This is a genomic window from Nocardiopsis sp. CC223A (genome assembly GCF_030766825.1).
GTDB lineage: Bacteria > Actinomycetota > Actinomycetes > Streptosporangiales > Streptosporangiaceae > Nocardiopsis.
The window spans coordinates 1-26,702 of record NZ_JASFDV010000004.1; the positions used below are offsets into that span (position 1 = coordinate 1).

The 26,702-nt window shown below is 71.4% G+C and carries 27 protein-coding genes and 1 riboswitch; of the genes, 13 read left to right on the forward strand and 14 right to left on the reverse strand.

Features of this window, described 5'->3' with window-relative positions; all coding sequences use genetic code 11:
- Positions 1–184 precede the first annotated feature (184 nt).
- Together QJS33_RS02500 and QJS33_RS02505 are read left to right on the forward strand one after the other, a co-directional pair.
- Positions 185–1,036, forward strand: coding sequence for a DUF4097 family beta strand repeat-containing protein (locus QJS33_RS02500; protein WP_306366193.1), 852 nt, complete (start codon positions 185–187; stop codon positions 1,034–1,036).
- Positions 1,037–2,092 (forward strand): helix-turn-helix transcriptional regulator, encoded by a 1,056-nt coding sequence (locus QJS33_RS02505; protein ID WP_306366194.1) that lies wholly within the window; start codon positions 1,037–1,039, stop codon positions 2,090–2,092.
- An 80-nt stretch (positions 2,093–2,172) separates the two neighbouring features.
- Here the strand turns inward: QJS33_RS02505 and QJS33_RS02510 are convergent, their stop codons facing one another.
- The gene (locus QJS33_RS02510) at positions 2,173–3,366 is read right to left on the reverse strand and encodes an NADP-dependent malic enzyme (RefSeq protein WP_306366195.1); all 1,194 of its coding nucleotides are present in this window, start codon (positions 3,364–3,366) and stop codon (positions 2,173–2,175) included.
- Between the two features lie 388 nt (positions 3,367–3,754).
- Here QJS33_RS02510 and QJS33_RS02515 point away from each other — a divergent pair, with 388 nt between their 5' ends.
- From QJS33_RS02515 to QJS33_RS02545, 7 genes are all read left to right on the forward strand, one after another.
- Positions 3,755–4,678: an ABC transporter substrate-binding protein gene (locus QJS33_RS02515; RefSeq protein ID WP_306366196.1), complete on the forward strand. Its 924-nt coding sequence runs from the start codon at positions 3,755–3,757 to the stop codon at positions 4,676–4,678.
- Positions 4,679–4,720: 42 nt separating this feature from the next.
- Positions 4,721–5,686: an amino acid ABC transporter permease gene (locus tag QJS33_RS02520; RefSeq protein WP_306366197.1), complete on the forward strand. Its 966-nt coding sequence runs from the start codon at positions 4,721–4,723 to the stop codon at positions 5,684–5,686.
- Positions 5,686–6,501 carry an amino acid ABC transporter ATP-binding protein gene (locus QJS33_RS02525; protein ID WP_306366198.1) on the forward strand — a complete coding sequence of 272 codons (816 nt, stop codon included), beginning with the start codon at positions 5,686–5,688 and terminating at the stop codon, positions 6,499–6,501. Before QJS33_RS02520 ends, QJS33_RS02525 begins: the two co-directional genes overlap by 1 nt.
- Before the next feature lie 142 nt (positions 6,502–6,643).
- Entirely contained in the window at positions 6,644–7,198 is a 555-nt protein-coding gene (locus tag QJS33_RS02530; protein ID WP_306366318.1) for a class I SAM-dependent methyltransferase, read from the forward strand.
- A 64-nt stretch (positions 7,199–7,262) separates the two neighbouring features.
- Entirely contained in the window at positions 7,263–7,754 is a 492-nt protein-coding gene (locus QJS33_RS02535; RefSeq protein ID WP_306366199.1) for a GNAT family N-acetyltransferase, read from the forward strand.
- A gap of 124 nt (positions 7,755–7,878) precedes the next feature.
- Positions 7,879–8,304 (forward strand): anti-sigma factor, encoded by a 426-nt coding sequence (locus QJS33_RS02540; protein WP_306366200.1) that lies wholly within the window; start codon positions 7,879–7,881, stop codon positions 8,302–8,304.
- 41 nt (positions 8,305–8,345) lie between these two features.
- Positions 8,346–9,104 carry an RNA polymerase sigma factor SigF gene (locus QJS33_RS02545; protein ID WP_306366319.1) on the forward strand — a complete coding sequence of 253 codons (759 nt, stop codon included), beginning with the start codon at positions 8,346–8,348 and terminating at the stop codon, positions 9,102–9,104.
- A 20-nt stretch (positions 9,105–9,124) separates the two neighbouring features.
- On the opposite strand, the gene QJS33_RS02550 is transcribed toward QJS33_RS02545, so the two are convergent.
- Complete coding sequence (locus QJS33_RS02550) at positions 9,125–9,538, reverse strand: hypothetical protein (RefSeq protein WP_306366201.1); 414 nt, start codon at positions 9,536–9,538, stop codon at positions 9,125–9,127.
- A 124-nt stretch (positions 9,539–9,662) separates the two neighbouring features.
- Here QJS33_RS02550 and QJS33_RS02555 point away from each other — a divergent pair, with 124 nt between their 5' ends.
- Positions 9,663–10,595 carry a diacylglycerol kinase family protein gene (locus QJS33_RS02555; protein WP_306366202.1) on the forward strand — a complete coding sequence of 311 codons (933 nt, stop codon included), beginning with the start codon at positions 9,663–9,665 and terminating at the stop codon, positions 10,593–10,595.
- A 276-nt stretch (positions 10,596–10,871) separates the two neighbouring features.
- Complete coding sequence (locus QJS33_RS02560; protein WP_306366203.1) at positions 10,872–11,129, forward strand: WhiB family transcriptional regulator; 258 nt, start codon at positions 10,872–10,874, stop codon at positions 11,127–11,129.
- 91 nt (positions 11,130–11,220) lie between these two features.
- Here the strand turns inward: QJS33_RS02560 and QJS33_RS02565 are convergent, their stop codons facing one another.
- Positions 11,221–12,771 (reverse strand): sensor histidine kinase, encoded by a 1,551-nt coding sequence (locus QJS33_RS02565; protein ID WP_306366204.1) that lies wholly within the window; start codon positions 12,769–12,771, stop codon positions 11,221–11,223.
- 96 nt (positions 12,772–12,867) lie between these two features.
- Between QJS33_RS02565 and QJS33_RS02570 the strand changes: the two genes are divergently transcribed.
- Positions 12,868–13,608, forward strand: coding sequence for a GntR family transcriptional regulator (locus QJS33_RS02570; RefSeq protein ID WP_073378335.1), 741 nt, complete (start codon positions 12,868–12,870; stop codon positions 13,606–13,608).
- Positions 13,609–13,896: 288 nt separating this feature from the next.
- On the opposite strand, the gene QJS33_RS02575 is transcribed toward QJS33_RS02570, so the two are convergent.
- The 4 genes from QJS33_RS02575 to QJS33_RS02590 form a co-directional block, all read right to left on the reverse strand.
- Positions 13,897–15,240, reverse strand: a complete 1,344-nt coding sequence (locus tag QJS33_RS02575) for an HD-GYP domain-containing protein (RefSeq protein WP_306366205.1) — start codon at positions 15,238–15,240, stop codon at positions 13,897–13,899.
- Positions 15,240–16,640 (reverse strand): HD-GYP domain-containing protein, encoded by a 1,401-nt coding sequence (locus QJS33_RS02580; protein ID WP_306366320.1) that lies wholly within the window; start codon positions 16,638–16,640, stop codon positions 15,240–15,242. Before QJS33_RS02580 ends, QJS33_RS02575 begins: the two co-directional genes overlap by 1 nt.
- Before the next feature lie 851 nt (positions 16,641–17,491).
- Complete coding sequence (gene rsrA, locus QJS33_RS02585) at positions 17,492–17,791, reverse strand: mycothiol system anti-sigma-R factor (RefSeq protein ID WP_306366206.1); 300 nt, start codon at positions 17,789–17,791, stop codon at positions 17,492–17,494.
- On the reverse strand, positions 17,788–18,453 hold the full coding sequence (locus tag QJS33_RS02590) for a sigma-70 family RNA polymerase sigma factor (protein ID WP_220565116.1): 666 nt from the start codon (positions 18,451–18,453) through the stop codon (positions 17,788–17,790). The genes rsrA and QJS33_RS02590 overlap by 4 nt, the downstream gene beginning before the upstream one ends.
- A 356-nt stretch (positions 18,454–18,809) precedes the next feature.
- On the opposite strand from QJS33_RS02590, the gene QJS33_RS02595 reads away from it, so the two are divergent.
- A complete protein-coding gene (locus QJS33_RS02595) occupies positions 18,810–19,631 on the forward strand; it encodes a class I SAM-dependent methyltransferase (protein ID WP_306366207.1) in 822 nt (273 codons plus the stop codon).
- A gap of 413 nt (positions 19,632–20,044) precedes the next feature.
- Here the strand turns inward: QJS33_RS02595 and QJS33_RS02600 are convergent, their stop codons facing one another.
- From QJS33_RS02600 to thiC, 7 genes are all read right to left on the reverse strand, one after another.
- A complete protein-coding gene (locus tag QJS33_RS02600; protein WP_306366208.1) occupies positions 20,045–20,584 on the reverse strand; it encodes a hypothetical protein in 540 nt (179 codons plus the stop codon).
- A 23-nt stretch (positions 20,585–20,607) separates the two neighbouring features.
- Entirely contained in the window at positions 20,608–21,246 is a 639-nt protein-coding gene (locus QJS33_RS02605) for a TetR/AcrR family transcriptional regulator (protein WP_306366209.1), read from the reverse strand.
- A gap of 72 nt (positions 21,247–21,318) precedes the next feature.
- The gene (locus tag QJS33_RS02610) at positions 21,319–22,095 is read right to left on the reverse strand and encodes a tyrosine-protein phosphatase (protein ID WP_306366210.1); all 777 of its coding nucleotides are present in this window, start codon (positions 22,093–22,095) and stop codon (positions 21,319–21,321) included.
- Between the two features lie 26 nt (positions 22,096–22,121).
- Positions 22,122–22,958 (reverse strand): phosphonate ABC transporter, permease protein PhnE, encoded by an 837-nt coding sequence (gene phnE / locus QJS33_RS02615; RefSeq protein ID WP_306366211.1) that lies wholly within the window; start codon positions 22,956–22,958, stop codon positions 22,122–22,124.
- Positions 22,955–23,782: a phosphonate ABC transporter ATP-binding protein gene (locus QJS33_RS02620; RefSeq protein ID WP_306366212.1), complete on the reverse strand. Its 828-nt coding sequence runs from the start codon at positions 23,780–23,782 to the stop codon at positions 22,955–22,957. Before QJS33_RS02620 ends, phnE begins: the two co-directional genes overlap by 4 nt.
- Positions 23,779–24,657 (reverse strand): phosphate/phosphite/phosphonate ABC transporter substrate-binding protein, encoded by an 879-nt coding sequence (locus tag QJS33_RS02625; RefSeq protein ID WP_306366213.1) that lies wholly within the window; start codon positions 24,655–24,657, stop codon positions 23,779–23,781. Before QJS33_RS02625 ends, QJS33_RS02620 begins: the two co-directional genes overlap by 4 nt.
- 130 nt (positions 24,658–24,787) lie before the next feature.
- A complete protein-coding gene (gene thiC, locus QJS33_RS02630) occupies positions 24,788–26,473 on the reverse strand; it encodes a phosphomethylpyrimidine synthase ThiC (RefSeq protein WP_306366214.1) in 1,686 nt (561 codons plus the stop codon).
- A riboswitch (TPP riboswitch) is annotated at positions 26,467–26,578 on the reverse strand. It overlaps the preceding gene by 7 nt.
- Between the last annotated feature and the right edge of the window lie 124 nt (positions 26,579–26,702).

Here is a 26,702-nt window from a genome sequence, read left to right on the forward strand (position 1 = left end):
GATCCCGGGCCCCCTCGCGTTTCCGGGGTGCCGTTCTCCGTGACTCCGTGCGTTGTCGGCCGCGGTTCCCCGGGGCGCGTCGGGGAGAACCCGGAGACACCCCCGAGAATCCGCGACATATCTTGAGTTCGCCCCACTCGCGACATATCGTGAAGGCATCGGAGCGAGCGAAGGGGTGCACACGATGGCACGTTGGACCATCGACAGGCCGACGACCCAGACCCTCGACGGCATCGTGGCCTTGCGGGTACGGATCCTCGGCGGCCAGGTCAACATTCTTCCCACCGACGACCCGGTCACCTTCGAGGTGACCGACATCGTCGGCGAGCCCCTCCTGGCCGTCCAGGAGGCGGGCATCCTCACCATCCACTACGAGGACCTCACCGGGTCCGGGCTGCTGGAGCGGCTGCGCCCGGTCCAGCTGGGCGGCTACAAGCAGGTGCAGCGGCGCAGCGCCACCGTCAACCTGCGCGTCCCCCGGGACTGCCCGGTCGACGTCACCACCATGAGCGCGCCGATCGTGGTCGCCGGCGTGGGATCGCGCACCAAGCTCAAGACCGCCTCGGGCGAGGTCACCCTGGACGGGGCGAACGGCGAGACCGACATCGGCACCGTCTCCGGCAACGCCTCCCTGCGGGACGTGTCGGGGAGCCTGGCCTTCAACAGCGTCAGCGGGCAGCTGGCCGTGGCCGGCGGGCGCGTCTCCTCCCTGAGCGCCAAGACCGTCTCCGGCTCCGTGCTGGCCGACACCGACGTGGCCCCGGCCGCCCGGGTCCGGATCAACACCGTCTCCGGCGAGGTCGCCCTGCGGGTGCCCGCGGACACCTCCGCCTCGGTGGAGATCCGCAACGCCGGCTCGTCGGTGGACTCCGACTTCGGCCTGGACAGAAGCGGCGGCCGCGCCCGCACCGTCCTGAGCGGGCGCATCGGCAGCGGCGTGGACCCGGCGACCATCACCATCAACTCGGCGTCCAACCGGACCGCGCTGCTGCGGCGCGCGCCCGAGACTCCGGCCGCGATCCCCGAGGGGGCATGAATGAGCACTTTCTTCGGACACGGCAGGCTCAGGCTCTACCTGCTCAAGCTGCTGGACGAGAGCCCCAGGCACGGATACGAGATCATCAGCCTGCTCCGGGACCGGTTCCTGGGCGTGTACTCCCCCTCCCCCGGCACCATCTACCCGCGGCTGGCCCGCCTGGAGGAGGAGGGGCTGGTCACCCACACCGAGGAGGGCGGCCGCAAGGTCTACAGCCTCACCGACAAGGGGCGTGAGGAGCTGCGGGCGCGCGAGCGCGACCTGGACGACCTGGAGCGGGAGATCACCGACTCGGTGCGCGACATCGCCCGGGCGGTCAAGCAGGACGTGCGGGAGACCATCAGCTCGCTGCGCGAGGAGCTGAAGTTCGCCGCGGGCGGTGCCCGCCGTCCCGCGGAGGAGCCGCCGAAGCAGGAGGACACCGGACGGGAGGCCCCGGCCGAGGAGGCTCCGAGGCAGGAGGAGACCGCCGCCGGGGCCTCCGGGGCCGAGGCGGGGCAGGAGTCCCGGGAGCGGGACCGCGAGCAGGCGAAGGCCGACCACTCCTGCGACGACGGCCAGCGCTGGTCGCGCGAGTGGGAGAAGTTCACCCAGGGGTTCGGCGCCTTCGGCGCGGTCTGGGGGCGGGGCGGTCAGGGCCGTACCCCGGACCTGGACCAGGCCCTGCGCGAGTTCAGCGAGCGGGTCCGCGACGTGGCCAGGGAGGCGGGCACGGTCGGCGGGGCCGCCCTGCACGACCTGCGCCGCATCCTGGACGACACCGTCGAGGTGATCCGCCGGGACGCGCGCACCTGGGGCCCGCCGGGCAAGGACTCCGCGGAGCCGGAGACCGACCGGGCCGACGGCTCCGGGACCCCTTCCGCCGAGCGGCCGGAGCCCGGGGCGCAGGAGCCGGAGGAGACTCCGAAGGCCGAGGAGGCCCCGCAGGCCGGGAAGCCCGCGGAGCCCGAGGAGGAGCCCAGGGCCGCGCGGCCCATGCCGCCCGCCGACGGCGGCGGCGACCCCTGGAGCCAGGCGGTCGACGACCCCGGCAGCGGGAGCGGCACCGACAGGTAGCCGCATCCACGGCACACGGATGGGGAGGGCCCGGAAAGGCGACGCGGGGGCGCGCCTTCCGGGCCCTCCCGTGTGTCCGGTCAGCGGCGGGCGACACCGTCCTCGCGGGCCTGGGCGGCGACGGCGGCCGAGACCGCCGGGACCACCCGCTCGTCGAAGGAACTCGGGATGATGTAGTCCGCCGCCAGGTCGTCACCGACGAGTCCGGCCAGCGCCGTGGCGGCGGCCAGCTTCATGTTCTCGGTGATGTCGGTGGCGCGGGCCTCGAAAGCGCCCCTGAACACGCCCGGGAAGGCCAGGACGTTGTTGATCTGGTTGGGGAAGTCGCTGCGCCCGGTGGCGACCACCGCGGCGTACCTGCGGGCGACGTCCGGGTGGATCTCCGGGTTGGGGTTGGCCATCGCGAACACGATCGCGTCCTGGGCCATGGTCGCGACGACGGCCTCGGGGACCTCGCCCGCGGACAGGCCGATGAACACGTCGGCCCCGGCCAGGGCGCTCTCGATGGAGCCGCGCAGGCCGGCCCTGTTGCTGATCGCGGCCAGCTCCTGCTTGACGGGGGTCAGGCCCTCGCGGCCGTCGTAGATCATGCCCTTGGAGTCGGCCACGGCGATGTCGCCGATGCCGCCGTCGATGAGCATCTTGGTGACGGCGACCCCGGCCGCGCCCGCGCCCGAGACCACCGCGCGCAGGTCGCCCAGGGTGCGCCCGGTCAGGCGGGCGGCGTTGTGCAGGGCGGCGACGGTGACGATCGCGGTGCCGTGCTGGTCGTCGTGGAAGACGGGGATGTCCAGCCGCTCGCGCAGCCGCTTCTCGATCTCGAAGCAGCGGGGGGCGGAGATGTCCTCCAGGTTGATGCCGCCGAAGGACGGGGCCATCCGCACCACGGTCTCGACGATCTCGTCGACACCGGTGCAGGCCAGCGCGATGGGGACGGAGTCGACGCCGCCGAACTGCTTGAACAGCAGCGACTTGCCCTCCATGACGGGCAGGGAGGCCTCGGGGCCGATGTCGCCCAGGCCCAGGACCGCGGTGCCGTCGGTGACGACGGCGACCAGGTTGCTGCGCCAGGTGTAGTCCTCCACCAGTTCGGGGGAGTCGGCGATGCCGTTGCAGACGCGGGCGACGCCCGGGGTGTAGGCGAGGGACAGGCCCTCGTGGTCGTGCACGTCGACGGTGGAGGTGACCTGGAGCTTCCCGCCGCGGTGCAGAGCGAAGGCGGGGTCGTCGTCCAGGTTCGGATTCCGGGTACGCGAAGAAGAATCGCTGGTCATCGAAAACCCTTCAAGGTCTTGCTGCCGCCGCCGTCGGCCATGACGTGGCGGGTGGTGTCGTGTCGGTGCGTACCGCGCGCGAAGCCGGTGTGCCGTGCTAGGGGAGCCCCCTCCAGCGCCGGTCGGCCATGACCGGTGGTGTCGCCGGAGAGGTCGTGCTTCGCCTGACTCTTATGCGAGTTCTGCGCGTACGCCTCACTACGGGGATGACCCGTTACGCAATCCTCTCACAACGGTGACCGCAGGAAAATCGCAGGGTCGGCACGATAGGACGTCACCGACGTATCAACATTTGCCACATATCGCACCGTATGTCGCTTTGGTTCGGGTGAAGGGGCCGCGAACCCGACTCCGACCAGGCACTTCGTGCTCCAGGAGGAGATTCACGATGGCCCTGCACAAGCCCCTGTCCGCGCCCTTCTCCGTCGGCGCCCTCGCACTGGCCGGTGTCCTCGCCCTCAGCGCCTGCGGTGGTTCCGACCCGGCGGACGACGAGGGCGCGACGCCCGAGGCGCCCACCGTCGAGGTCGACGAGGAGCTGGCCGCCCTGGTCCCCGCCGACATCGCCGAAGCCGGTTCCGTGACGATCGGTGTGGAGGCGTCCTACCCGCCCGGCGAGTTCCTGGACGCCGACGGCGAGACCGTCCTGGGCTTCAACGTCGACCTGCTGGAGGCCGCCCTGGGCAAGCTCGGCCTGGAGGCCCAGTGGGAGCCCACCACCTTCGACTCCATCATCATCGGCGTCGACACCGAGACCTACGACCTCGGCTCCTCCTCCTTCACCATCACCGAGGAGCGCATGGAGCAGGTCAACATGGTCTCCTACTTCTCCTCCGGCACCCAGTGGTTCGCCCAGGCGGGCAACCCGCAGGACGTCGACCCCGACAACGCCTGCGGCATGCGGATCGCGGTGCAGTCCGACACCACCCACGACGAGGACATCGAGGCCCGCAGCCAGGCCTGCGTGGACGCCGGTGAGGACCCCATCACCATCCAGAAGTTCGAGAACCAGCCGCTGGCCACCGAGACGGTGGTCTCCGGCGTCAACGACGCCTCCCTGGCCGACATGCCCACCTCGGCGTACGCCCTGGAGCAGACCGGAGAGGGCGTCCTGGAGTTCATCGGCGAGCAGTACTCCGCCGCGCCCTACGGCATCCTCACCCACCAGGACGACACCGAGCTGGCCGACGCCATCGCCGCCGCCTTCAACGCCATGATCGAGGACGGCACCTACGAGCAGGTCCTGGCCGAGTGGGGCGTCGAGGCCGGCGGCCTGGAGTCCGCCGAGGTGAACCCCGCCATCACGGAGTAAGGGAAGACCTCCCCTGTCCGTCACCGAGCGAAAGTCCGACCCGTGACCTCACCGACCTCACCGGTGGGCGGCCCGGAGCCGAGCAACACCCCGGCTCCGGGCCGACCGGCCGAACCCATCACCGCCGTCCCCGTCCGCTACCCCGAACGGTGGGTCGCCGCCGGAGCCGTCCTGCTCCTGGCATCGATGTTCGTGCACATGCTCTTCACGAACGACGCCTTCAACTGGCCGTTCATGGTGGATCACATGTTCTCGGACCCCGTCGTCCGAGGCGTGTGGGTCACGATCAGCGCGACCGTCCTGTCGATGGTCATCGGCATCGTCCTGGGCATCGTGCTGGCCGTGATGCGGCTGTCCGGGAACCCGGTGCTGAGCACCGTCTCCTGGCTCTACACCTGGTTCTTCCGGGGCGTGCCGCGCCTGGTCCTGGCCGTGCTCTTCGGCAACCTGGCGATCCTCTACCAGACCATCGAGCTGGGCCTGCCGTTCGACAACTACTGGATGGCCTGGCTCGGCCTCGAAGGCGACGCCCGCTTCTTCGAGATCGACACGCGCACCCTGCTGAGCGGCTACGTCGCCGGCCTGATGGCGCTGTCGCTCTCCGAGGGCGCCTACATGGCCGAGATCATCCGGGCGGGCCTACAGTCGGTCGACAAGGGCCAGACCGAGGCCGCCCAGGCCCTGGGCATGAGCCGGTCCAAGGTGCTGCGGCGCATCACCCTGCCGCAGGCGATGCGGGTGGTCATCCCGCCCACCGGCAACGAGACCATCGCGATGCTCAAGGACACCGCGCTGCTGGCGTACGTCCCGGTGACGATCGAGCTGTTCTACCAGCTCCAGGCGATCGGCGCCCGGACCTACCAGATCTTCCCGATGCTGGTGGCGGCGTGCCTGTGGTACCTGGCCATCACCAGCGTCCTGATGGTCGGCCAGTACTTCATCGAACGCCGCTTCAACCCCGGCCAGTACGGCGGCATCCGCAACCGCATCGTCGGAGGGGCGCACTGATGAGCGAGCAGAACGAGTCGGTCATCGAGACCCCCGAGGGCGTCGAGTTGCCCTCCGACGCCCTCGTGGTCGCCGAGAACGTGCACAAGAGCTTCGGCCGCCTGGAGGTGCTCAAGGGCATCGACCTCCAGGTCGAGAGGGGCGAGGTCATGTGCATCATCGGCCCCTCGGGGTCGGGCAAGTCGACCTTCCTGCGGTGCGTCAACCACTTGGAGAAGCTCACCGCCGGACGCCTGTGGGTCAACGGCGAACTGATGGGGTACCGGCAGAAGCGCGGGAAGCTCTACGAGCTGCGCGAGACCGAGGTCGCCGCCCAGCGCAGCGACATCGGCATGGTGTTCCAGCGTTTCAACCTGTTCCCGCACCTGACCGTGCTGGGCAACATCATCGAGGCGCCGGTGCAGGTCAAGCGGGTCCCCAAGGCCCAGGCCACGGCCAAGGCCTTGGACCTGCTGGAGCGTGTGGGTCTGCCCGACAAGGCCACCGCCTACCCCGACCAGCTCTCCGGCGGCCAGCAGCAGCGTGTGGCGATCGCCCGCGCACTGGCGATGGAGCCGTCGCTGATGCTGTTCGACGAGCCCACCAGCGCCCTGGACCCGGAGCTGGTCGGCGAGGTCCTGGACGTGATGCGGGACCTGGCCGAGAACGGCATGACCATGATGGTCGTCACGCACGAGATGGGGTTCGCACGCGAGGTCGGCGACTCCCTGGTGTTCATGGACGACGGCGTGGTCGTGGAGGCGGGCGACCCCGCCGAGGTGCTGGGGAACCCGCAGCACGAGCGCACCCGGGCCTTCCTGTCCAAGGTGCTGTGAACCACCCCGCGGGCGGCCCGCTCCCCCGTGGGGGGCGGGCCGCCCGTTTTTCGTGCCCTCTCCCGGAGAAACGCGCCGCCACCTCTTGACCCGGGGCCGCAGGGGACACAGAGTCGGGGTGGTGAGCACAGCGGGCGAGGACATGAACGTACGGCGACCGTGGACGGGGCGCGCGGAGCCCTGGGAGGGCCCCTCCCTGCGGCGCACCCGGGAGATCCTGTGCGCGGGGGCGCGCGAGCGCACCCTGGAGGTCGGTGTGGGCAGCGGCGCCAACCTGCGTTATTACCCGCCCCAGGTGCGGCTGACCGCGATCGACCCGGACCCGGCGGCGCTGGCCTCGGCCCGCAAGCACGCCGAGGAACTGGGACTGGTCGCCCGCTTCGCCGAGGGCGACGCCCGGTCCCTGCACTTCTCCGACGAGAGCTTCGAGACCGTGGTGTGCACGCTCGCCCTGGGCGCCGTCGACGGCCGGGAGGAGGCGCTGCGGGAGATGTACCGGGTCCTGGTGCCGGGCGGGCGGCTGCTGGCCGCGGAGCGGATCGGCCGCCCCCGCCTCCCCGCCCGCCTGTGGGAACGCCGCCGTGAGAACCCCCGGCGGGCGCCGCGCGAGGCGGCCGCCGAGGCGGGTTTCCGGGTCGGCCACCACGACCGGCTGTTGTTCGGAACGGTCGAACGGTTGGTCGCCCACCGCCCCTGACGCCCGTCGGCGTGCGCGTAGGCTGGGAAGAGGCCCTGTCTCCTTCCGCGACCGAGGTGATCCGATGATCCGTCCCGCCGTGCCCGACGACGTCCCGGAGATCGTCGCGATGATCCGGGAGCTGGCCGAGTACGAGAAGGAGCCGGACGCGGCGGTCGCCACCGAGGACGACCTGCGCACGGCGCTCTTCGGCCCCGAGCCCAAGGTGTTCTCGCACATCGCCGAGGCACCCGGACCGGACGGGGTCCCCGTCACCGTCGGTTTCTCGGTGTGGTTCCTCAACTACTCCACCTGGACCGGCAGGCACGGGATCTACCTGGAGGACCTCTACGTGCGCCCGCAGGCCCGCGGCGGCGGGCACGGCCTGGCGCTGCTGCGCACCCTGGCGCGGATCTGCGTGGAGCGGGGCCACACCCGCCTGGAGTGGTCCGTGCTCGACTGGAACGAGCCGTCCATCCGTTTCTACGAGGCGCTCGGGTCGCGCCCCATGAGCGAGTGGACGGTCCGCCGCCTGGACGGCGAAGCCCTGACCTCTCTGGGCTCCCCGAGCCCCTGATCACGACCGTTCGTCTCGCGTTCGATCCGATCGCGCGGACACGATCCTTTCTCCCTGCGTCAGTGGCAGGGTGAAACGAGATACATTGCATTCAAGCGGCAACCTCGCCCCCCGAAGGAGGGACGTGACCGAAGAAACCGCCGTGCCCATGGCCGACGCCATCGGTGTACGCGACGCTGTCACCGTCAACATGCCTGCGGACAGCGCATATCTGTCCGTCCTGCGCACGGCGACGGCGGGCCTGGCCGCCCGACTCGACTTCACCCTCGACGAGATCGAGGACCTGAGGATCGGTGTCGACGAGGCCTGCGCCATGCTCCTCTCCCAGGCGCTGCCCGGCACGGAACTGACCACCGAGTTCGAGCTCGCCGCGGACGGGATGCGCATCTCCGTCTCGGTGATCACCGCCGACGGCCGGCTTCCCGCACGCGACACCTTCGCCTGGACGGTACTGTCCGCCCTGGCCGGAGAGGTCGACGCCGAGGTCGGCCCCGACGACCGTGTCTCCATCGTCCTGTACAAACGCCGTGGCACCTTGGAGCCGGCGTGAGCGAAAGGGGGCCCGCTCTGACCGCGAAGACCGAGCACGCGGTGCCCGACCGGGCGCGCGCGAGAGCGCTGTTCGAACGCCTCAACGAACTCGACGCCGATTCCGAGGAGCGGCGCAGGATCCGTGACGAGCTCGTGGAACTCCACCTGCCACTGGTGGAGTACCTGGCCCGCCGGTTCCGCAACAGGGGGGAGTGGCTGGACGACCTCACCCAGGTCGCCACGATCGGGCTGATCAAGTCGATCGACCGGTTCGACCTGGAGCGGGGGGTGGAGTTCTCCACCTACGCCACACCGACCATCGTCGGTGAGATCAAGCGCCACTTCCGGGACAAGGGGTGGGCCGTCCGGGTCCCCCGGCGTCTCCAGGAGCTGAAGCTCTCACTGACCAAGGCGGTCAGCGACCTGTCGCAGCGCGAGGGGCGCTCGCCGACGGTCGCCGAGCTGGCGGTGCATTTGCAGATGACCGAGGAGGAGGTGCTGGAGGGCCTGGAGTCCGCCAACGCCTACTCGACGGTGTCGCTGGACGCGCCGGACAGCGGCGACGAGGACGCACCCGCGGTGGCCGACTCGCTGGGGATCGTGGACGAATCCCTGGAGGGTGTGGAGTACCGGGAGTCGCTCAAGCCGCTCCTGGAGCAGCTCCCGCCCCGGGAGAAGCGGATCCTGCTGCTGCGGTTCTTCGGGAACATGACCCAGTCGCAGATCGCCCAGGAACTCGGCATCTCGCAGATGCACGTGTCGCGCCTGTTGGCGCGCACGCTGGCCCAGCTGCGACAGGCCCTGACCACCGACGACTGACGCGCACCGACGGCCGCGGCTCACCGATCCTTCTTCTCTCCCCACTCACCGGGGAACAGGGCCGCGGTCGTCGGAGGCGAGAGCACCGCCGCCGAGGCGGCCACCGCCACGGCCGCCAGCACGGCGCCGATCAGGTACTGGCCGCTGGTGAACATGTAGTACGCCACCACGCCGAGGAAGATCTGCGTGACGAAGACCGGTGTGCGCGCCCACTCCTTGAGCCGCCACAGGCCCTGGGCGACGAAGACCAGCAGCGCCGCCACCCCCAGCCCGATGACGGTGAGCGGCAGGGCGCTGTCCAGTTCGCCGGTGCGGCCGGTGACCGCGGTGAACATGCTGTAGAGCCCGCCGATGCCGGCGGCCAGCCCGATCAGCGCCTCCAGCGCTGCTGCTGCGACGACGGTGAACGGGCGGGAAGAGACCTCGGAAGACACCTTTCGAGGTTATCCCGGCCCTGATCCGCCCCGTTCCCGCCCCGCCCGCTGCGGGCCGCCGCGCCCGGCGCCCCCGGCGCTCCCGGATCGCCGGGGGCGCACCGGATGGCCCTACACTGGCCGTGTGCGCGCCCTTTTCATCGTGAACCCCCAGGCGACCACGACCACATCGCGGACCCGCGAGGTGATCCTGGGCGCCCTGGCGTCGGAGCTGGACGTGACCGTCGCCGAGACCGAGTACCGCGACCACGCGGTCGAACTGGCCCGCGATGCGGCCGCCGACGGGTACGACCTGGTGCTGAGCCTGGGCGGAGACGGCACCGTCAACGAGGTCGTCAACGGCCTGCTGGCCACGCCGCCGGGAGTGAAGCGACCGCGCTACGCGGTCATCCCCGGCGGCAGCGCCAACGTCTTCATCCGCGCCCTGGGAGTGCCCGGGGACCCGGTGGAGGCCACCGGGACGATCCTGGAGGCGCTGCGGTCGGGCCGGGAGCGCGAGATCAACCTGGGGCGGATCACCAGCGACCGGGACGACCGCTACTTCACCTTCTGCGCCGGGTTCGGCTGGGACGCGGACGTGGTCCAGCGGGTGGAGCACGAGCGGGCGAACGGGCGCAGGGCGACCCCGGCGCTGTACGCGGAGGTCGCGGTCAAGCTGTTCTTCGGCGGCGATATCCGCGATCCCTCACTGGGAGTGCAGACCCGCGAGGGCGAGGTGAACGACGTCTATTTCGCTCTCGTCACCAACACCACGCCGTGGACTTACGCGGGCGCGCTGCCGCTCCAGCCCACCCCCTCCTCCCGTTTCGAGCTGGGGCTGGACGCTTTCGCGCTCACCCAGGCCGGCCACCCGCTCACGGGGTGGATTCTTTCGCAGATGTTCTTCCCCAAAGGGCTGCCCGCCCGCGGCGACGGCTATCTGACCTGGCACGATCAGGAGACGCTGCGGATCACGTCATCCCATCCGCGGGCGTTCCAAATCGACGGTGAGTACCTCGGAGAGCGGGAAGAGGTCAACTTCCATTCCGTACCGAAGGCATTACGAATCGTCTGTTAATTGTCGGTGTCGCGGCCATTCAACGGCACTGTGACGCATGCGACATGCCTTACGGGACCTTTGACCCCGAGAGCCCTTGCACGCCGGGGGGCGGGCCTGCCACGCTCAAGATATCGCCGCGAGTTACGGGCGAGTTAATTTGGGCGTTTCCCATGTGGCCGCGGGATGAACCCGTGGCCGGACCACACCGGTGGGACCCATCCATCGGGCGCCCGCCGTGCAGTGTTCGTGAAAATCTTCACAAGCCCCCGGACCTCGACATGAGGAGTGGACCGCATGGACTGGCGCCACAACGCAGCCTGCCGTGACGAAGACCCCGAACTCTTCTTCCCCATCGGCAATTTCGGCCCGGCCCTGATGCAGATCGAAGAGGCCAAGGCCGTGTGCCACCGCTGCCCGGTCAGCTCCGCCTGCCTGAACTGGGCTCTGGAGAGCGGTCAGGACGGCGGTGTCTGGGGAGGCACCAGCGAGGACGAGCGCCGCCTGATCAAGAAGAGGCGGGGCATCTCCCACCGTCCGATGGTACGCGGCTGATCCGACGCGGCGACGCCGCCCCCCGGTCAACGGCCGGAAGCGGCTCCGAAGGGTCCCCGCCCGGCGCAGCGGGGCGCCCTCGTGCCTTCCGTCAGGGCAACGACGCCTCTTCCCGGTCCAGCGGCAGGGTGATCGCCACCTCGGTCCCGCCGTTCTCCTTGGGCTTGATGGCCAGAGTCCCCCCGAGCTCGCCCACGATCAGGGTCCGCACGATCTGCAACCCCAGGCTCGTGGTGCCCTCCAGGTCGAAGTCCTCCGGCAGGCCACCGCCGTCGTCGGACACGGCCAGTTCCAGACTTCCCGCACCCGTGTACCCCGGGCCGCCCTCGAACCGGCGCACCCGCACCTCGATCGATCCCGGCCCCTGGCCCAGGCCGTGCTCCACGGCGTTCTGCACCAGCTCCGCCAGCACCATCGACAGCGGCGTCGCCACCAGGGCGTTGAGCAGGCCGAACCCGCCCACCCGGCGCGGCACCACGGTGCTGCCCGCGGACGTGGAGGAGACCTCCGCCGCCATCTGGATGACCCGGTCGGCGATGTCGTCGAAGTCCACGACCTCATCGGGGGTGTGCGACAGCATCTCGTGGACGATGGCGATGGAACCGACCCGGCCCACCGCCTCGTCCAGTGCCGCCCGCGCCTCGGGCACGTCCAGCCGCCGCGCCTGTAGCCGCAGCAGGGCCGCCACCGTCTGAAGGTTGTTCTTGACCCGGTGGTGGATCTCCCGGATGGTGGCGTCCTTGGTCATCAGCTCGCGCTCACGGCGGCGCAGGTCGGTGACGTCGCGGACCATCACCAGGGCGCCGATGCGCACCTCGTCGATGATGAGCGGGATCGCGCGCAGCTGCACGGTGACCCCGCGCGCCTCCACCTCCGCCTCCTGCGGCGCCCGGCCGCCCGCCGTGTAGGTGAGGTTCTCGTCGCGGGCCTCCCCCGGCGCCGCCAGCTCCAGGGTGATGCGGTCCAGGCGGGCGCCCACCAGGTCGGCGGTGAGCCCCAGCCGCCGGTAGGCCGACAGGGCGTTGGGGCTGGCGTAGACGACCTCGCCGTTCTGGTCCAGGCGCAGCAGACCGTCGCCGACGCGCGGCGAGCGCACCATGAGCGGGCCCTGGTCGATGAACGGGAACACGCCCTCGGCGATCATCTGCGCCAGGTCGCCCGCACTCTGGAGGTAGGTGAGCTCCAGACGGCTGGGGGTGCGGGCGGAGCTGAGGTTGGTGCTGCGCTGGATGACCGCGATGAGGTTGCCCTCCCGGCGCACCGGAATGGTCTCCTCGCGCACCGGGACCCCGCCCGACCAGTCCGGGTCGCCGTCGCGGCAGATACGGCCCTCGTGCCAGGCCCGGTCGATGAGCGCCCGCCGGCCCACGACCCGGGGCGCGGTACGCGATGTGACATCCGTCATATCGTCGTAGAGAACGGTCTCCACCAGATCGTCCTGGAACGCGGTGGGGCCGGTGGTGGGGCGCATCTGCGCGATGGCCACCCAGCCGTCGTCCTCGCGCAACCGTACCCACAGCACCAGGTCTGCGAAGGAGAGGTCGGCCAACAGTTGCCAATCGGACACGAGGGAGTGGATCCACTCCAGATCGGCCTGCTTGAGGGACGTCTGTCGCCTGATGAGATCACTGAGGTGAGGCACTCACAAATCATCCCATGAAGGAGTGCATACTCAAGAGGTACGCGCTCTACCAGTGGTCCACACCAATTCGGGCGCGGCCGAACGTGGAGGAGAGTGATGACCGGTCAGGGCACGCTGGACGGCAACCCCCGGGTACCGAAGTACTACCAGGTGAAGAAGCAGCTCCTGGAACTGATCGAGGCGATGCCGGCGGGCAACCCGGTGCCCCCCGAGCGGGCACTGGCCACCCAGTTCGGAACCTCGCGCACCACCGTTCGCCAGGCGCTCACCGAGATGGTCGTGGAGGGGCGGCTGCTGCGCATCCAGGGCAAGGGCACGTTCGTGGCCAAGCCCAAGGTCGCCCAGGTGCTCCAGCTGACCAGCTACACGCAGGAGATGCGCTCGCACGGCCTGCACCCGGCCACCCGCATCCTCGACGTGAGCTACATCAACGCCGACGACCAGCTCGCCGAGCTGCTGGCGATCCGCTCCGGCGGGCGGGTACTGCGCATCGAGCGGCTGCGGCTGGCCAACGGTGAGCCGATGGCCGTGGAGACCGCCCACCTGGCCGCCCGGCGCTTCCCCGGCCTGCGTCGGCAGTTGGACCGCTACGCCTCGCTGTACGAGGCGCTGGCGAGTGCCTACGACGTCTCGCTGGCCGAGGCGGAGGCGTCCATCGAGACCGTCCTGGCGACCCCCAACGAGGCCCGGCTGCTCGGTGTGGACGTGGGCCTGCCGCTGGTGCTGCACTGCCAGCACAGCTTCGACCGGGACGGGCACCCGGTGGAGTGGGTGCGCTCGCTGTACCGGGGCGACCGCTACAAGTTCGTCACGCGTCTGCGTCCCCCGACCGACTGACGCCCGCCGGCGGGCGGCCGTGCCGCGTCCACCGCGCGGGTCACGCACCGTACGGCCGACCGCGACCCAGGACCGTGGCCAGGGCCTCCACCACCCGACGGCCTCCGCTCACCCGACCGACCAACGCCCGCCGGCGGGCGGCCGTGTCGCGTCCACCGCGCGGGTCACGCACCGTACGGCCGACCGCGACCCAGGACCGTGGCCAGGGCCTCCACCACCCGACGGCCTCCGCTCACCCGACCGACCAACGCCCGCCGGCGGGCGGCCGTGCCGCGTCCACCGCGCGGGTCACGCACCGTACGGCCGACCGCGACCCAGGACCGTGGCCAGGGCCTCCACCACCTGTAGGTCGTACTCGGTGCCCGCATCCATGCGCAACCGGTCCAGCACGGCCTCCCGGCGCTCGGCGTCGCCGTTCTCGCCCACCAGGTCGTCGAAGGCGTTGGCGACCTTGATGATCCGGCTGCCCAGCGGCGGCACGCCCTCGTCACCGTCGCCGGTGACCGGTTCGCACTGGCGGCGGACCGTCTCGGCGACCGAGTCCAGCACCCCGGTCTCCCGGATGATCCCCGCGCCCAGCTCGGCGATGCGCCGCTGCTCGCGGGGCGAGGCCAACACGGTCGCCCCGCCCGCGATGGGCTCGCGCAGCGACAGCTGGCCGATGTCGTGCATCAGCGCCGCGTACTCCAGCTCCAACAGGTCGGCCTCGGCCAGGCCCAGCTCGCAGGCGACCAGGTGGGACAGGTGGCTGACCCGGCGCGAGTGCCCGTTCTCCACGTATCCGCCGACCTCGGTGACCCGCGACAGCGCGCGCACCGTCTCCAGGTAGGTGCGGCGCACCTCGGCGTGTCTGCGGAAGGCCACCTGCGCCACCAGCAGCGGGGCGCTGAACACCAGCAGCCCGGCCAGGCCGGTGACGGTGCAGGACAGCGCGATGAGCACACCGCTGGAGCCGATGGCCATGCCCGAGGCGAACTGGGCGCGCATCTCGTCGCCGGCCGCGACCCGCAGCCGGGTGCGCAGCCGCTCGGCGCGCAGCACCGCGGCCAGCAGGGCGTCCACCGCCCACACGGTCAGCACCAGGGTGAACATGAGCAGGCTCGCCGTCACCGACGGCCCCGACAGCCCCAGTTGTTCGGCGATGGGGCGGAAGCCGATGGCCAGCAGCCCGGCGGAGAGCACCCGGCGGGCGACGTCCTCCACCCGGGGGGCGCGGCCCACCGCGATGTGCGGCAGCTCCCCCACCGCCACGCCGCAGGCGACCACCGCCACCACCTGCCAGGGCGAGTGGTCCGAGGGCCCCTCCCCCAGGTTCAGCAGGAAGGCGTACCCGACCGCCCCGGCCGAGGCGATCGGCGCGACCTCCCGGTGGCCGGGCAGGGTGATCCGCACCAGTTCGCCGACCGCGATGACCAGGCAGAAGCACAGGGCCACATAGGGTTCGACGAACCCGGTGGCCGAGGTCCACACCAGGGAGGCCAGCGAGGCCGCGCCCACCACCGCCACCAGCAGGGCGCGCACCGGGCGGGGCGTCCGCCAGACCGGCCCGCTCCGGCGCTGGTGGCTGAGCGCGCCGCCCTCGGGACCCACCGGCCGCCGCGGGGGCGGCCCCTCCGTCTGCCGTTGTGTCATCACCGGTCCCGACCGCCCGTCGCGGTCCCCGTGGACAGCGCCGTCGTCGGGGCGGCGCCCTCGGCGGGCGCCGGCACCGCCCGCTCCTCGGCGGACACGGCCGCGGGTTCGGAGACCTCGGTGCCCGGGTCGGGCACGGCGGCCGCCTCGTCCTCCAGGGAGGCGGCCTCCGCCGCGGCCGAGCCGTAGCAGCCGCCCGGCGGCTCGGCGATGTCGGGCGTCTCCCAGCCCTCGCGCTCCACGGCGCGGACCAGGGCCTCCACCATGCGCGGGTCGAACTGGGTGCCCGCGCAGGCGCGCAGTTCGACGATGGCGTCCTCCACCGACCACGCCTTGCGGTAGGAGCGCGTGGAGGTGAGGCAGTCGAAGACGTCGGCGACGCTGATGATGCGGGCGGACTCGGGGATCTCCATCCCCACCAGCCCCATCGGGTAGCCGCGGCCGTCGAGGCGCTCGTGGTGGTGCCGGATCCCGGCCAGCGCCTCGTCCAGGAAGCCGATCTCCCGGACGATCTCGTAGCCGCGGGTGGGGTGCAGCTTGATGGCGGCGTACTCCTCGTCGGTGAGTTTGCCGGTCTTCTGCAACACCTTCGTGGGCACGCCGAGCTTGCCGATGTCGTGCAGCATCCCCGCGTAACGGATCTTCTGCACCCGCTCGGCCGACATGCCCAGTTCGCGGGCGATCATGGCCGCGCCCTCGGCGACGCGCATGCAGTGGCCGCGCGTGTAGTAGTCCTTGGTCTCCACCGCCTGGCAGAGCGTGGCCAGGGTGGCCTCGTGCGCCCGGGCCTCGTCGACCTGCTGCGCGAACGCCCAGCGGGCGATGAACAGCGGCAGCAGGACCAGCAGCGGCGCGACGATCCCCACGCCGCCCCAGACCGCCGCGATGGCCAGGCCGAGCATCTGGTAGCCCATCGAGGACAGCTCGACCGCCACCAGGGGCCGCCAGTTGAACCTGCCGCGCCCGCGCGGGCGGACCTGGCCGAGCGTCCAGAACAGGACCCCCACCAGCAGCGAGTTGACGGCGGAGTGGGCCAGGACCGCGGCGACGTAGGGGAGGACCACGGCCGGGAAGTCCTCCCGGCCGAGTTCTCCGACCACGCCACCGCACAGCAGATAGACGTGTCCGGCCGCGAACGCCGCGAGTGCGAACTGCGCCCCGTTGAAGGCCCGTTTGACCGGGGCCAGCCTGCGGACCGCGAAGCATGAGGCGAAACCGACCAGCGCCGCCCCCACCGGACCGACGAGGACCACCGCGGCCAGTGAGACCGCCGAACTCGGTGACATCCCCGCCTTGCCGCCCGACCCGACGCTCGTACTGATCGACTCGGCGACCACGAACAGCAGCGCCACGACGATGAGCGTCTGTAGATCTATGCCCGTATAGGGCCCGATGAGCAAGATGGTGACAGCACTGACAACGATGATCCCGACGTAGACACGCGCGCCCCCGGGAAGAGCCCGCACTCTCGTTCACCTCCCACCAGCGACGACCGGACTGTCATGGTTTCACCGGTTCTGTTCTACCACCAGGACCATCCGGTGAAGGAGGAAGCGGCCAGGATCGCCGCGGCAGCGGTGTGAAGCAGAGCCATGAACATCGTCGTCCCCTCTCCCCTGAACGGCATGCCGCCTTTTCCCCGGGCACGCCGCGTAAATTACCCCATTCGTTGGATATGGCGTCCAGTTTAACGGGCCCTGAAGGCACCCGGATTCCCCACAACCCGAACCATCGGCGCCTTGCACCCCGAAGGGCATGCGAAGTTCCGAGATATGGAATTACTAATTCAATTAGCAACTCCGGGCGACTACTCTCAGTGATCGACATCTTCGGCGCCGCGATCGCGGAAGACCGACACCTGAGCCCCCTTGCCTGGCAACCCTCTGAGAAGGCCATCAGCACCGACTACACAAAGTGACCGCACACGAGCGCCCTTCTCCCCTGCGGGAAAAATCATTCCGAGTCGATCACAGACCGCGGCGAGCGAACGGGGCCGGGCGTGTCGCAGGAGAGGACGAAGGCGTCACCCGGAAAGTCCGTGACCAAAAACCCCCACACCATAGGGGAACCCGTGGAACCATTCCCAAGAAATGGAGCAAAAGCACACCAAGGCCGCATCACATGACAAGAATCAAGAAATACCTAGAATACGACAAAAAGGCGGAAGCTGGAATTCCAGCTTCCGCCTCGGGGCGTTCCGGTCCTCCGAAAAAAGAACCGGGTCCGGGTGGGGACCGCGTCCGTGCGCGGCTCAGGTGAACGTTCCGGGCCCCGCCGTCTCGTGGGCCGCCTGCTCGTCCCGGGCCTGCGCGAGCCGGCCCAGCACCTTGTCCCGCAGATCCAGCGGGACAGGGTCGCATCCGCAGTGCTTGGCGACGAGCTTCTTCACCGCCTCGTCCAGCCCGTACTCCTCCAGACAGGGGTCGCACCCGTCCAGGTGCCGCCTGATCTGCTCGCAGTTGTTCTCTTCCAGCTCCCCGTCGATGTACGTGTAGAGCTTGTCGAGCACCTCACTGCACGGGGTGTCCCCGTGCCGACCCTGGCCGCTCATCGCCGATCTCCTCGATCCGACCCGTCCTGACCCCGCCCGCCCGCGGACGATCCGGAGGCGGCCGCGCCGGCCGTGGCGCGCACCGCGGGAAGGAACCCGCGGTCGACCGCGTACTCCTCCAAGAGGGACCGGAGCTGGCGACGCCCCCGGTGCAGCCGGGACATGACCGTCCCGATCGGCGTCCCCATGATCTCGGCCACCTCTTTGTAGGCGAAGCCCTCGACGTCGGCGAGGTAGACCGCGATCCGGAAGTCCTCCGGCAGTTCCTGGAGCGCCCGCTTGACGTCACTGTCGGGGAGGTGCTCCAACGCCTCGGCCTCGGCGGACTTCAGGCCCGCCGCCGTGTGCGAGGCGGCCTGCGCCAGCTGCCAGTCCTCGACGTCCTCGGTGCCGGCCTGCTTCGGCTCGCGCTGCTTCTTGCGGTAGGAGTTGATGAAGGTGTTGGTGAGAATGCGGTACAGCCACGCCTTGAGGTTCGTCCCCTCCTTGAACTGGTGGAACGAACCGAACGCCTTGGCGAAGGTCTCCTGGACGAGATCCTCCGCGTCGGCGGGGTTGCGGGTCATGCGCAGCGCCGCGGAGTAGAGCTGATCGAGGAAGGGAAGCACGTCCCTCTCGAAGCGCTCTTCCCGCTCCTCGGCTGTCTCCTGGCCCTGATCCAAGCCTGTCGGCCTCCTCGCACTGGTCCCGGCTGGGAAATCCGTACCTCCAAGATACGGTTCCCCGGCCCGGGGCCGCGCATCGGCACCACGTGGCGTGGACAACGCCTCCTCGCGTTCGAGGCACGCACCGGCGATCGGCATGGTCTGGCGGTCCTCCTCGGAAAATCCCTGATGGCGGTGGAACCGGGGCCCTCCCCGGTCACGGTGTTCGGTCACAACAACGGTCACCGCCCACTGATTCCGGACCGGGCGCGGGCCGAAGGTCCCTTCCCCGGCGGAACTTCACCGATCGGACGCGTCAGAGGAGGTGAGGCATGGCAGAGTGCGGGTAAGACCTTTTGAAGGATGGGAGAGGAGTGCACGTGCGACCGTCCTCGACTCCGGCCTCCGACCGCCCCCGGTCACCGGCGGCCCAGTTCGCCACCCCCGACCGGCTCTCCGACTACTGGCGGTTCTACTGGGCCGTCGCCGAGGCGCAGATCGCCCGCTGGCTCCCGGAGGCCCCCTCCCGGTTGCTGGACCTGTCCAGCCCGGACTACCAGGGCACCCCGCGCGCCGTCGCCGCGGGGCACGACGTGGTCGCCCTGCTGCCCTCCATGGACTCGGCGGTGCACCGACCGCTGCGGCTGGTCAACAGGCGCGCCGCGGTGCCCCGCCCGGCCCGGCACGGGCGGCTGCGCCAGGTCGTGGGGGACGCGGCGTTCCTGCGCTTCCTGGCGGCCGAGAGCTTCGACGGGGTGATCGCCGACAACCGCGTGCTGTCCCGGCAGCTGGCCACCGAGGAGTCGGTGGCCGAGATCGCCCGGGTGCTGCGGCCCGGCGGCCGGATCCTGCTGTGCGTCGACTCGGTGGTGCTGGGCATGGCCCTGCTCGCCGAACAGGACTGCTGGCCCGAGCTGAGCCACGCGCCCAGCGCCGACGTCCTGCTGGTGCCCTGGCCGGACGGGTCCATCACCCGCTGCTTCACCGCCGAGCAGCTCACCGACACCCTCACCGAGGCGGGCCTGGAACTGGAGTGGATCAAGCCCCGCACGGTGCTGTCGGCGTCCACGGTGGAGATGATGCTCGCCCGCGACCCGCGTTCGATGAACCGGCTGGTCGAGATGGAGCTGCGCGCCACCGAGTCCGACGACTACGTCGGCGTCCACCTCGTCGCCGCGGCCCGCAAGCCCGGCTAGGGAGTGTTCGGCGGATGCCTTCGTGCGGCTCGGCGCTTGCGCCGAGTGCCGGGAGCGGCCGTCAGACGATCTCTGGCGAGACGACCGGCGAGGCCGGCCCGGGGGTTCGCCGTCCGAGCGCGGGCGGCGCGGTGAGAGGCGGCCTCGCGGCTCCGCTGCCTTCGTGCGGCTCGGCGCTTGCGCCGAGTGCCGGGAGCGGCCGTCAGACGATCTCTGGCGAGACGACCGGCGAGGCCGGCCCGGGGGGTCGCCGTCCGAGCGCGGGCGGCGCAGCGAGAGGCGACCTCGCGGCTCCGCGGAAGTACCGCGCCGAAGGCGCCCGTTGAGGGCGGCGGCGGGCGACGGGCGGGCCCGGAACGCTCCGCCGAATGCGCCCTGGCGCCCGTGTGCCCGCCCCGTGCGCGCGGGGCGGGTCAGAGACCGGCCAGGGCCGCGACCAGTGCCGGGAGGGCGGTCAGCAGCAGCGCCGGGCCGGCGCCGACGCCGGTGGTGAAGCTGTGGGCGAGGTCCCGGCGGTCGGCCCAGCGCACGGCGAGGAACGGCCACAGGGTCAGCCACACCGCGAGCGGGTACAGCAGAACGTTGTCCAGGACCGGCGCCATCGGGAAGAAGTGCACGCCGACCACCAGGCAGATCCACGGCGCGAAGTACTCGCGGCGGCCCATCGCCAGCAGCACCAGCACCCCTGCCAGGGCGGCGCCGAACTCGATGCCGAGGATGATCAGGTACAGGGTCATCCCCGAGCCCTCGCCCAGCACCGACCCCGAGTCCCAGTTCAGCCAGGACAGCACTCCCCCGGCGACCGCCAGGAGCATGCCCACCGACGAGCCTGCGCCCAGCCACCACTTGGCCGGGCCCGCGGGGGGCCGCTCCTGGGCCCACCCGAACCAGGCGGCGGCGAAGAACCCGAAGATCGCCGTGGTCATGGTGGCGTCTCGGAGAAGGATGTCCATGGGACCTCACTGATCGGGGGCGTCTACCCCGGCAGCCTTCCACACCCGGTTCCGTCGGCCGTGGCCGGGTCGCCCTCGGCCGGCCGGCCCGTGAGCAGGCGGACGGCGGCGCGCATCCGCTCCAGGTGGCGGCCGTCGTCGGGGCGCACCAGGAACTGGTAGTAGGCGACACCGGACAGGAGTTCGGCGAAGGCCGACACGTCGGTGTCCCCGGGCAGGCCGCCCCGGGCGACCTCGGCGCGCAGGCGTGCCAGCAGGGGCTCGCGGCGGACGCTGACGTAACGGTCCCAGTACACCCGGCGCAGTTCGGGGCTGTTGAGGGTCTGCACCACGCGGGCCCGGATCAGGCGGAGCGCCTCGGGGTCCTCGCTCACGGTCTGGGGTCCGTACCAGACCTCCAGGTCGGCGGCGAGGTCGCCGGTGTCGGGGATGCGCGGCACCTCGCGCACGGTGTCCAGGGCCGCCGCGATCAGCTCCTCCCGGGAGTCCCAGCGGCGGTACAGGGTGGCCCGGGCCACGCCCGCCCGCTCGGTGATGGCGGTGATGGTCACCCGCCCCGGGTCGTCGTGCTCCAGGAGCAGGCCGACCGTCGCCTCCAGCAGGGCCCGCTCGGCCGACTCCTCGCGCGGGCGGCCTGGGCGGCGTTCGTTCCGTTCGGACACCGGGTTCCTCTCGTGGCGGTGCCGGACCCCGCCGGGGCGGGGTCCGGTCTCGGTTCGCGTGCGGGGCGCCCCTCACTCCTCCCCGACCAGGCGGGTGCGCAGCCGGTGGACGACGGAGTCGTCGAGTCCGGCCGCGCGCACCCCGCCCAGGGGGTCTCCCCCGTGGCGGTCCGCCGCGGTCTCCAGGAAGGCGAGCATGCTCTCGCGCGGGGCGCGGGCCATCGGGCTCTCCGCCAGCCGTCGGGCGGTCTCGGGGGACAGCCCGGCGAACGCGCCGGCGGACGCGGACAGGCGGCGGTGGAGCGCGGGGAGCGCGTCCTCGGTACGAGCGTAGTCGTCCGCGATGTGGCCGGGGTCGGCCCCCAGCGCGGTGAGGACGAGGGCCGCGAGGACCCCGGTGCGGTCCTTGCCCGCCGCGCAGTGGAAGGCGGCCGGGCGGTCGGTCACGGCGATGAGGGTCAGCAGGACGGCGAGGGCGGGCGCCGACCGGTCGGCCATGTCCGCGTAGAGGACACCGACCTCCCGCGGGTCGGCGGGCGGGGAGAGCGGGTCCGGGTCGGTGTCGACGGTCAGGGGGACGTGGTGGTAGGCGACCGCGCGGCCGGTGACCGCCGGGTCGGCGAACGGGCCACGCCCGGTGTGTGCGGCCTCGGCGGCCGAGCGCAGGTCGAGGACGTGTCCGATGCCGTGCCGGGCGCAGGCGTCCCGGACGAAGCCGGCGGGGGCGGTGGCCAGGTCGTCGCTGCGGAAGACCAGGCCGGGGCGGAGTCGTCCGCCGGGGACGGGGACCCCGCCCAGGTCGCGGAAGTTGACGGGGGCCCCGGGGGCCGGGGCGGTGGCGGTGTGCACGGGCGTTCTCCGATCGGGTGCGGGGATCAGGCGGTCAGCCGGGCCCGGACGGCGGCGCTGAACCGGTCGATGACGGTGACCAGCAGGACGATGCCGATCACGATCGCGAGCAGGTGTCCGAAGTCGTACAGGCGCAGGGCCGTGGTCAGCTCCAGGCCGATGCCCCCGGCACCGACCAGGCCGAGGATGGTGGCGCCGCGGACGTTGCCCTCGAACAGCAGCAGCGTGTAGGAGGTGAGCAGGGGAGCGGCCTGGGGCAGCATCCCGAAGGCGATGACCTGGCCCGGGGCGGCCCCCGACGAGCGCAGGGCGGCCACCGGACCGGGGTCGACCGCTTCGATGGCCTCGGCGTACACCTTGGCGATGGTGCCCACCGATCCCACGGTGAGCGCGAGGATCCCCGCGAAGGGGCCCAGCCCGACGGCGGAGACGAACATCAGCGCGAAGATGAGCTCGGGGACGGACCGCAGGGCGTTGAGGACGAACCGGGCCGCGAGGTAGACCGGGCGGGGCGCGATGTTGCCCGCGGCGGCGAAGCTCAGCAGCAGGGAGAGCAGGGCGCCGAGCAGTGTGCCGATGACCGCCATCTGGAGGGTCTCGACGAGCAGTTCGACGATGGTGGCGGCCTTGCCGAAGTCGGGCGGCCACATGCGGGAGAGGAAGGAGCCCATGGCGGGCGCCCCCTCGATGAGCGCGGTGGCGCTGAAGCCCGCGCCGGAGGCGGACCAGAACACGGCGGCGGCGACGATGACGGCGGTCAGGGCCCCCTTCACCCCCGGCGGCCGCCAGGGGGCGGCCAGGCGGCGCGCCTCCTCGGGCAGCCCGGTGTCCCGGGCGGGGGGCGGGGTGGTCGGGGCGGTCACGGCCTCTCCTCCTCGTCGGTGCCGAACTCGGTGTCGGCCCCGTAGATCCCGCGTACCGCCGCGCGGTCCACGTCCGCGGCGGGGATGTCGACGACCACGCGGCCCTCTCTCAGGCCCACGGCGCGATCGGCGTAGCGCCTGGCCAGGGCGACGACGTGCAGGCTGACCAGGACCGGGACGCCGCGTTCGCGGGCCAGGTCGGACAGCAGGCCGAGGACGTTCCCGGCCAGGCGGGGGTCCAGGGAGGCGACGGGTTCGTCGGCGAGGATGAGCCGGGGGTCCTGCATCAGGGCGCGCGCGATGGCCACGCGCTGCTGCTGGCCGCCGGAGAGGGTGCGGGCCTGCTGCCGGGCCTGGGCCAGCAGGTCGACCCGGTCGAGCAGGGACAGCGCCCGGGTGCGCTGCTCCCGGGAGAACAGGCCGATGTGCGAGGCCGGGCCGGCCGCGTGCAGCCCGCCGGCGAGGACGTTGGCCAGGGCCGACAGCCGCGGTACCAGGTGGAAGTGCTGGAAGATGTGGCCCACGTCGGCGCGCAGCGCGCGCAGTCCGCGTCCGCGCAGGGCGGTGACGTCCCGGTCGGCCACGTGGACCCGGCCGCCGGTGACGGGGGCCATGCCGGTCAGGGCCCGCATGAGCGTCGACTTGCCCGATCCGCTGTGGCCGAGCAGGGCGACCACCTCGCCGGGGACCAGGGTGAGGTCGACGCCGTCCAGGACCGGGGCGGTGTCGTAGACCACCGTGAGGCCGGAGACGTCGACGACCGGGGCGGGGCCGGGGGCGGTGTCCGGGCCGCCCGCCGGAACCGCGGAGTCCAGCGCGGTCATCGGATGTCCTCCAGGCTGAGGCCGACCGATTCGGCGACGGCGAGCAGCGGGGCGAAGACCTCGGGGCCGGGGTCGGCGATGACCTCCTGGCCGCCGAAGATCTGCTCCATCCCCGCCAGTCCCTCGACCCCGCCGGGCAGGCCCTCGACGATGGCGGCGCGGACCCCGGGGTCGACGTCCTCGGAGAAGACGATGGTGCCGCCGACCGGGATGGGGTCGCTCTCGGCGAGGACGACGACCTCCTCGGGGTCGATGAGCCCGGCCTCGGTGAAGGTCTCGACGAGCATGTACGAGGTGGCCGCGACGTCGACCCCGCCCTGGGAGAGCGCGAGGAGGCCGGAGTCGTGGCCGCCGGAGAAGGTCATCTCGTAGTCCTCGTCCGCCTCCAGGCCCGCCTCGGCGAGCAGGGCCCTGGGCATGAAGTGCCCGGTGGTGGACCCGGCGTCGACGAAGGCGACCTGGTGCCCGGCGACGTCGTCGACGGACTCGATGCCGCTGTCGGCGCGGACCAGCAGGACCGAGGCGGGGTCGTCGCCCGCCTCCCAGACCAGGCCGACGTCCAGTCCCCCGGCCTCCTGGCCGATGGCGGTGGCGAACGGGCTGAGGAAGGCGACGTCGACGTGCCCCTGGCGCAGGGCCTCGACGACGCCCATGTAGTCGGCCGGGCTCTCGGTGGTGACCTCGCGTCCGGAGACCTCGCCGACGAGGTCGGCGAGGGGTTCGATCTGGGCGAGCTGCTCGGGGTCGTCGGTGCCCGGGGGGAAGGCGAAGACCAGGGTGTCGTCGTCCGCCGCCGGGTCGGCGGCGGAGCAGCCGGTCAGCGCGAGCGCGGACAGGGCGGCGATCAGGGTCAGGGTGCGTGGGGTGCGGCGCATTCCGTCCGTCCTTGGTGAGGGAGGGGTCGAACGGAACCAAGCAAAGCCAGAAATAGTGAACCGGCAGTATCGATACTGCCGGTTCACTCATGGACGTCCGGTGAACGTCCAGGTCATCGGGACCGCGGGATCACCCGGAGCGTTCGGTGAGGGGCAGGTACACCCGCCCGCCCTGCTCCTCGAACTCGGCGGACTTGGCGGCCATCCCGCGCTGGATCGCCTCGACCGTGTCCAACCCGTTCTCCGCCGCGTAGCGGCGCACGTCCTGCGTGATCTTCATCGAGCAGAACTTGGGCCCGCACATGGAGCAGAAGTGCGCGGTCTTGGCGGGTTCGGCGGGCAGCGTCTGGTCGTGGTACGCCGTCGCCGTCTCCGGGTCCAGCGACAGGTGGAACTGGTCCTTCCACCGGAACTCGAACCGGGCCCTGGACAGCTCGTCGTCCCACTCCTGCGCCCGCGGGTGCCCCTTGGCCAGGTCGGCGGCATGGGCGGCGAGCTTGTAGGTGATGACGCCGGTCTTGACGTCGTCCCGGTCCGGCAGCCCCAGGTGCTCCTTGGGGGTGACGTAGCAGAGCATCGCGGTGCCGTGCCACCCGATCTGGGCGGCGCCGATCGCCGAGGTGATGTGGTCGTAGCCCGGGGCGATGTCGGTGGCCAGGGGGCCGAGCGTGTAGAACGGCGCCTCGCCGCACAGCTCCTCCTCCAGGCGCACGTTCTCCGCGATCTTGTGCATGGGCACGTGCCCGGGGCCCTCGATCATCACCTGCACGTCGTGGGCCCGGGCGATGTGGGTGAGCTCGCCCAGCGTGCGCAGCTCCGCGAACTGGGCCTCGTCGTTGGCGTCGGCGATGGAGCCGGGCCGCAGCCCGTCGCCGAGCGAGAACGTGACGTCGTACTCCCGGAGGATCTCGCACAGCTCCTCGAAGTGGGTGTACAGGAAGCTCTCCCGGTGGTGGGCCAGGCACCAGGCGGCCATGATGGAGCCGCCGCGCGAGACGATGCCGGTGACCCGGCGGGCGGTGAGCGGCACGTACCGCAGCAGCACGCCCGCGTGCACGGTCATGTAGTCCACGCCCTGCTCGCACTGCTCGATCACCGTGTCGCGGTAGATCTCCCAGGACAGCTCGGCGGGGTCACCGTTGACCTTCTCCAGCGCCTGGTAGATGGGGACGGTGCCGACCGGGACGGGCGAGTTGCGCAGGATGCGCTCGCGGGTCTCGTGGATGCGCTTGCCGGTGGACAGGTCCATGATCGTGTCGGCGCCCCAGCGGGTGGCCCACACCATCTTCTCGACCTCCTCCTCCACCGAGGAGGTGACCGCCGAGTTGCCGATGTTGGCGTTGATCTTGACCAGGAAGTTCTTGCCGATGATCATCGGCTCGGACTCGGGGTGGCGGCGGTTGGCGGGGATGACCGCCCGGCCCACCGCGACCTCCGCGCGGACGAACTCGGGGTCCAGGCCCTCGCGTTCGGCGACGAACCTCATCTCGAGGGTGATGGTCCCGGCCTTGGCGTGGGCGAGCTGGGTGTCGGCCCCGCCGACGGGGGTGCGGGAGCGGATCCACTCCTCGCGCAGGGCGGGCAGCCCGGCGCGGACGTCGATGTGCGCGGTGTCGTCGGTGTAGGGGCCGGAGGTGTCGTACAGGTCGAAATGGCCGCCGTCGGTGAGTCCCACCCGGCGCCCGGGGATCCGGAGGGTGAAGCCCTCGGGGGTCTCGATGTCCCGGTAGACCTTGGATGATCCCATGATGGGACCCGTGGTCACCCGGTGCTCCCCGGTGGTGGGACCGGTGTCACGGCTCTGCGAAGCCGTCATGGCATGCCTCCCTACGTCGGAATTACCCGAACAGGTTCTGCGGTCGGCGACACCGTTGAGCCGCCCTCTCAGCCCGCCATGGCGCGAGCTCCCGCGTTGCGTTATCACGTTGTAGGGCACGGCTCGGCCGTACCCGGGCACGCCCGCGATCGCGGGCGGCCCCGGACACTGTACACAGGGACACCCCGGTCCCGTCCAGGGGGGCCGGGCCCGGAACCGGGGGGCTCCG

Excerpts from the sequence above, each read along its gene's own strand:
- QJS33_RS02575 (WP_306366205.1), bottom strand. The coding sequence starts at position 15,240 with ATGACACAACGGCAGACGGAGGGGCCGCCCCCGCGGCGGCCGGTGGGT.
- QJS33_RS02625 (WP_306366213.1), bottom strand. The coding sequence starts at position 24,657 with ATGCGCCGCACCCCACGCACCCTGACCCTGATCGCCGCCCTGTCCGCG.
- QJS33_RS02500 (WP_306366193.1), top strand. The coding sequence starts at position 185 with ATGGCACGTTGGACCATCGACAGGCCGACGACCCAGACCCTCGACGGC.
- QJS33_RS02620 (WP_306366212.1), bottom strand. The coding sequence starts at position 23,782 with ATGACCGCGCTGGACTCCGCGGTTCCGGCGGGCGGCCCGGACACCGCC.
- QJS33_RS02570 (WP_073378335.1), top strand. The coding sequence starts at position 12,868 with ATGACCGGTCAGGGCACGCTGGACGGCAACCCCCGGGTACCGAAGTAC.
- QJS33_RS02525 (WP_306366198.1), top strand. The coding sequence starts at position 5,686 with ATGAGCGAGCAGAACGAGTCGGTCATCGAGACCCCCGAGGGCGTCGAG.
- QJS33_RS02530 (WP_306366318.1), top strand. The coding sequence starts at position 6,644 with ATGAACGTACGGCGACCGTGGACGGGGCGCGCGGAGCCCTGGGAGGGC.
- QJS33_RS02505 (WP_306366194.1), top strand. The coding sequence starts at position 1,037 with ATGAGCACTTTCTTCGGACACGGCAGGCTCAGGCTCTACCTGCTCAAG.
- QJS33_RS02515 (WP_306366196.1), top strand. The coding sequence starts at position 3,755 with ATGGCCCTGCACAAGCCCCTGTCCGCGCCCTTCTCCGTCGGCGCCCTC.
- QJS33_RS02510 (WP_306366195.1), bottom strand. The coding sequence starts at position 3,366 with ATGACCAGCGATTCTTCTTCGCGTACCCGGAATCCGAACCTGGACGAC.
- rsrA (WP_306366206.1), bottom strand. The coding sequence starts at position 17,791 with ATGAGCGGCCAGGGTCGGCACGGGGACACCCCGTGCAGTGAGGTGCTC.
- QJS33_RS02560 (WP_306366203.1), top strand. The coding sequence starts at position 10,872 with ATGGACTGGCGCCACAACGCAGCCTGCCGTGACGAAGACCCCGAACTC.
- QJS33_RS02600 (WP_306366208.1), bottom strand. The coding sequence starts at position 20,584 with ATGGACATCCTTCTCCGAGACGCCACCATGACCACGGCGATCTTCGGG.
- thiC (WP_306366214.1), bottom strand. The coding sequence starts at position 26,473 with ATGACGGCTTCGCAGAGCCGTGACACCGGTCCCACCACCGGGGAGCAC.
- QJS33_RS02535 (WP_306366199.1), top strand. The coding sequence starts at position 7,263 with ATGATCCGTCCCGCCGTGCCCGACGACGTCCCGGAGATCGTCGCGATG.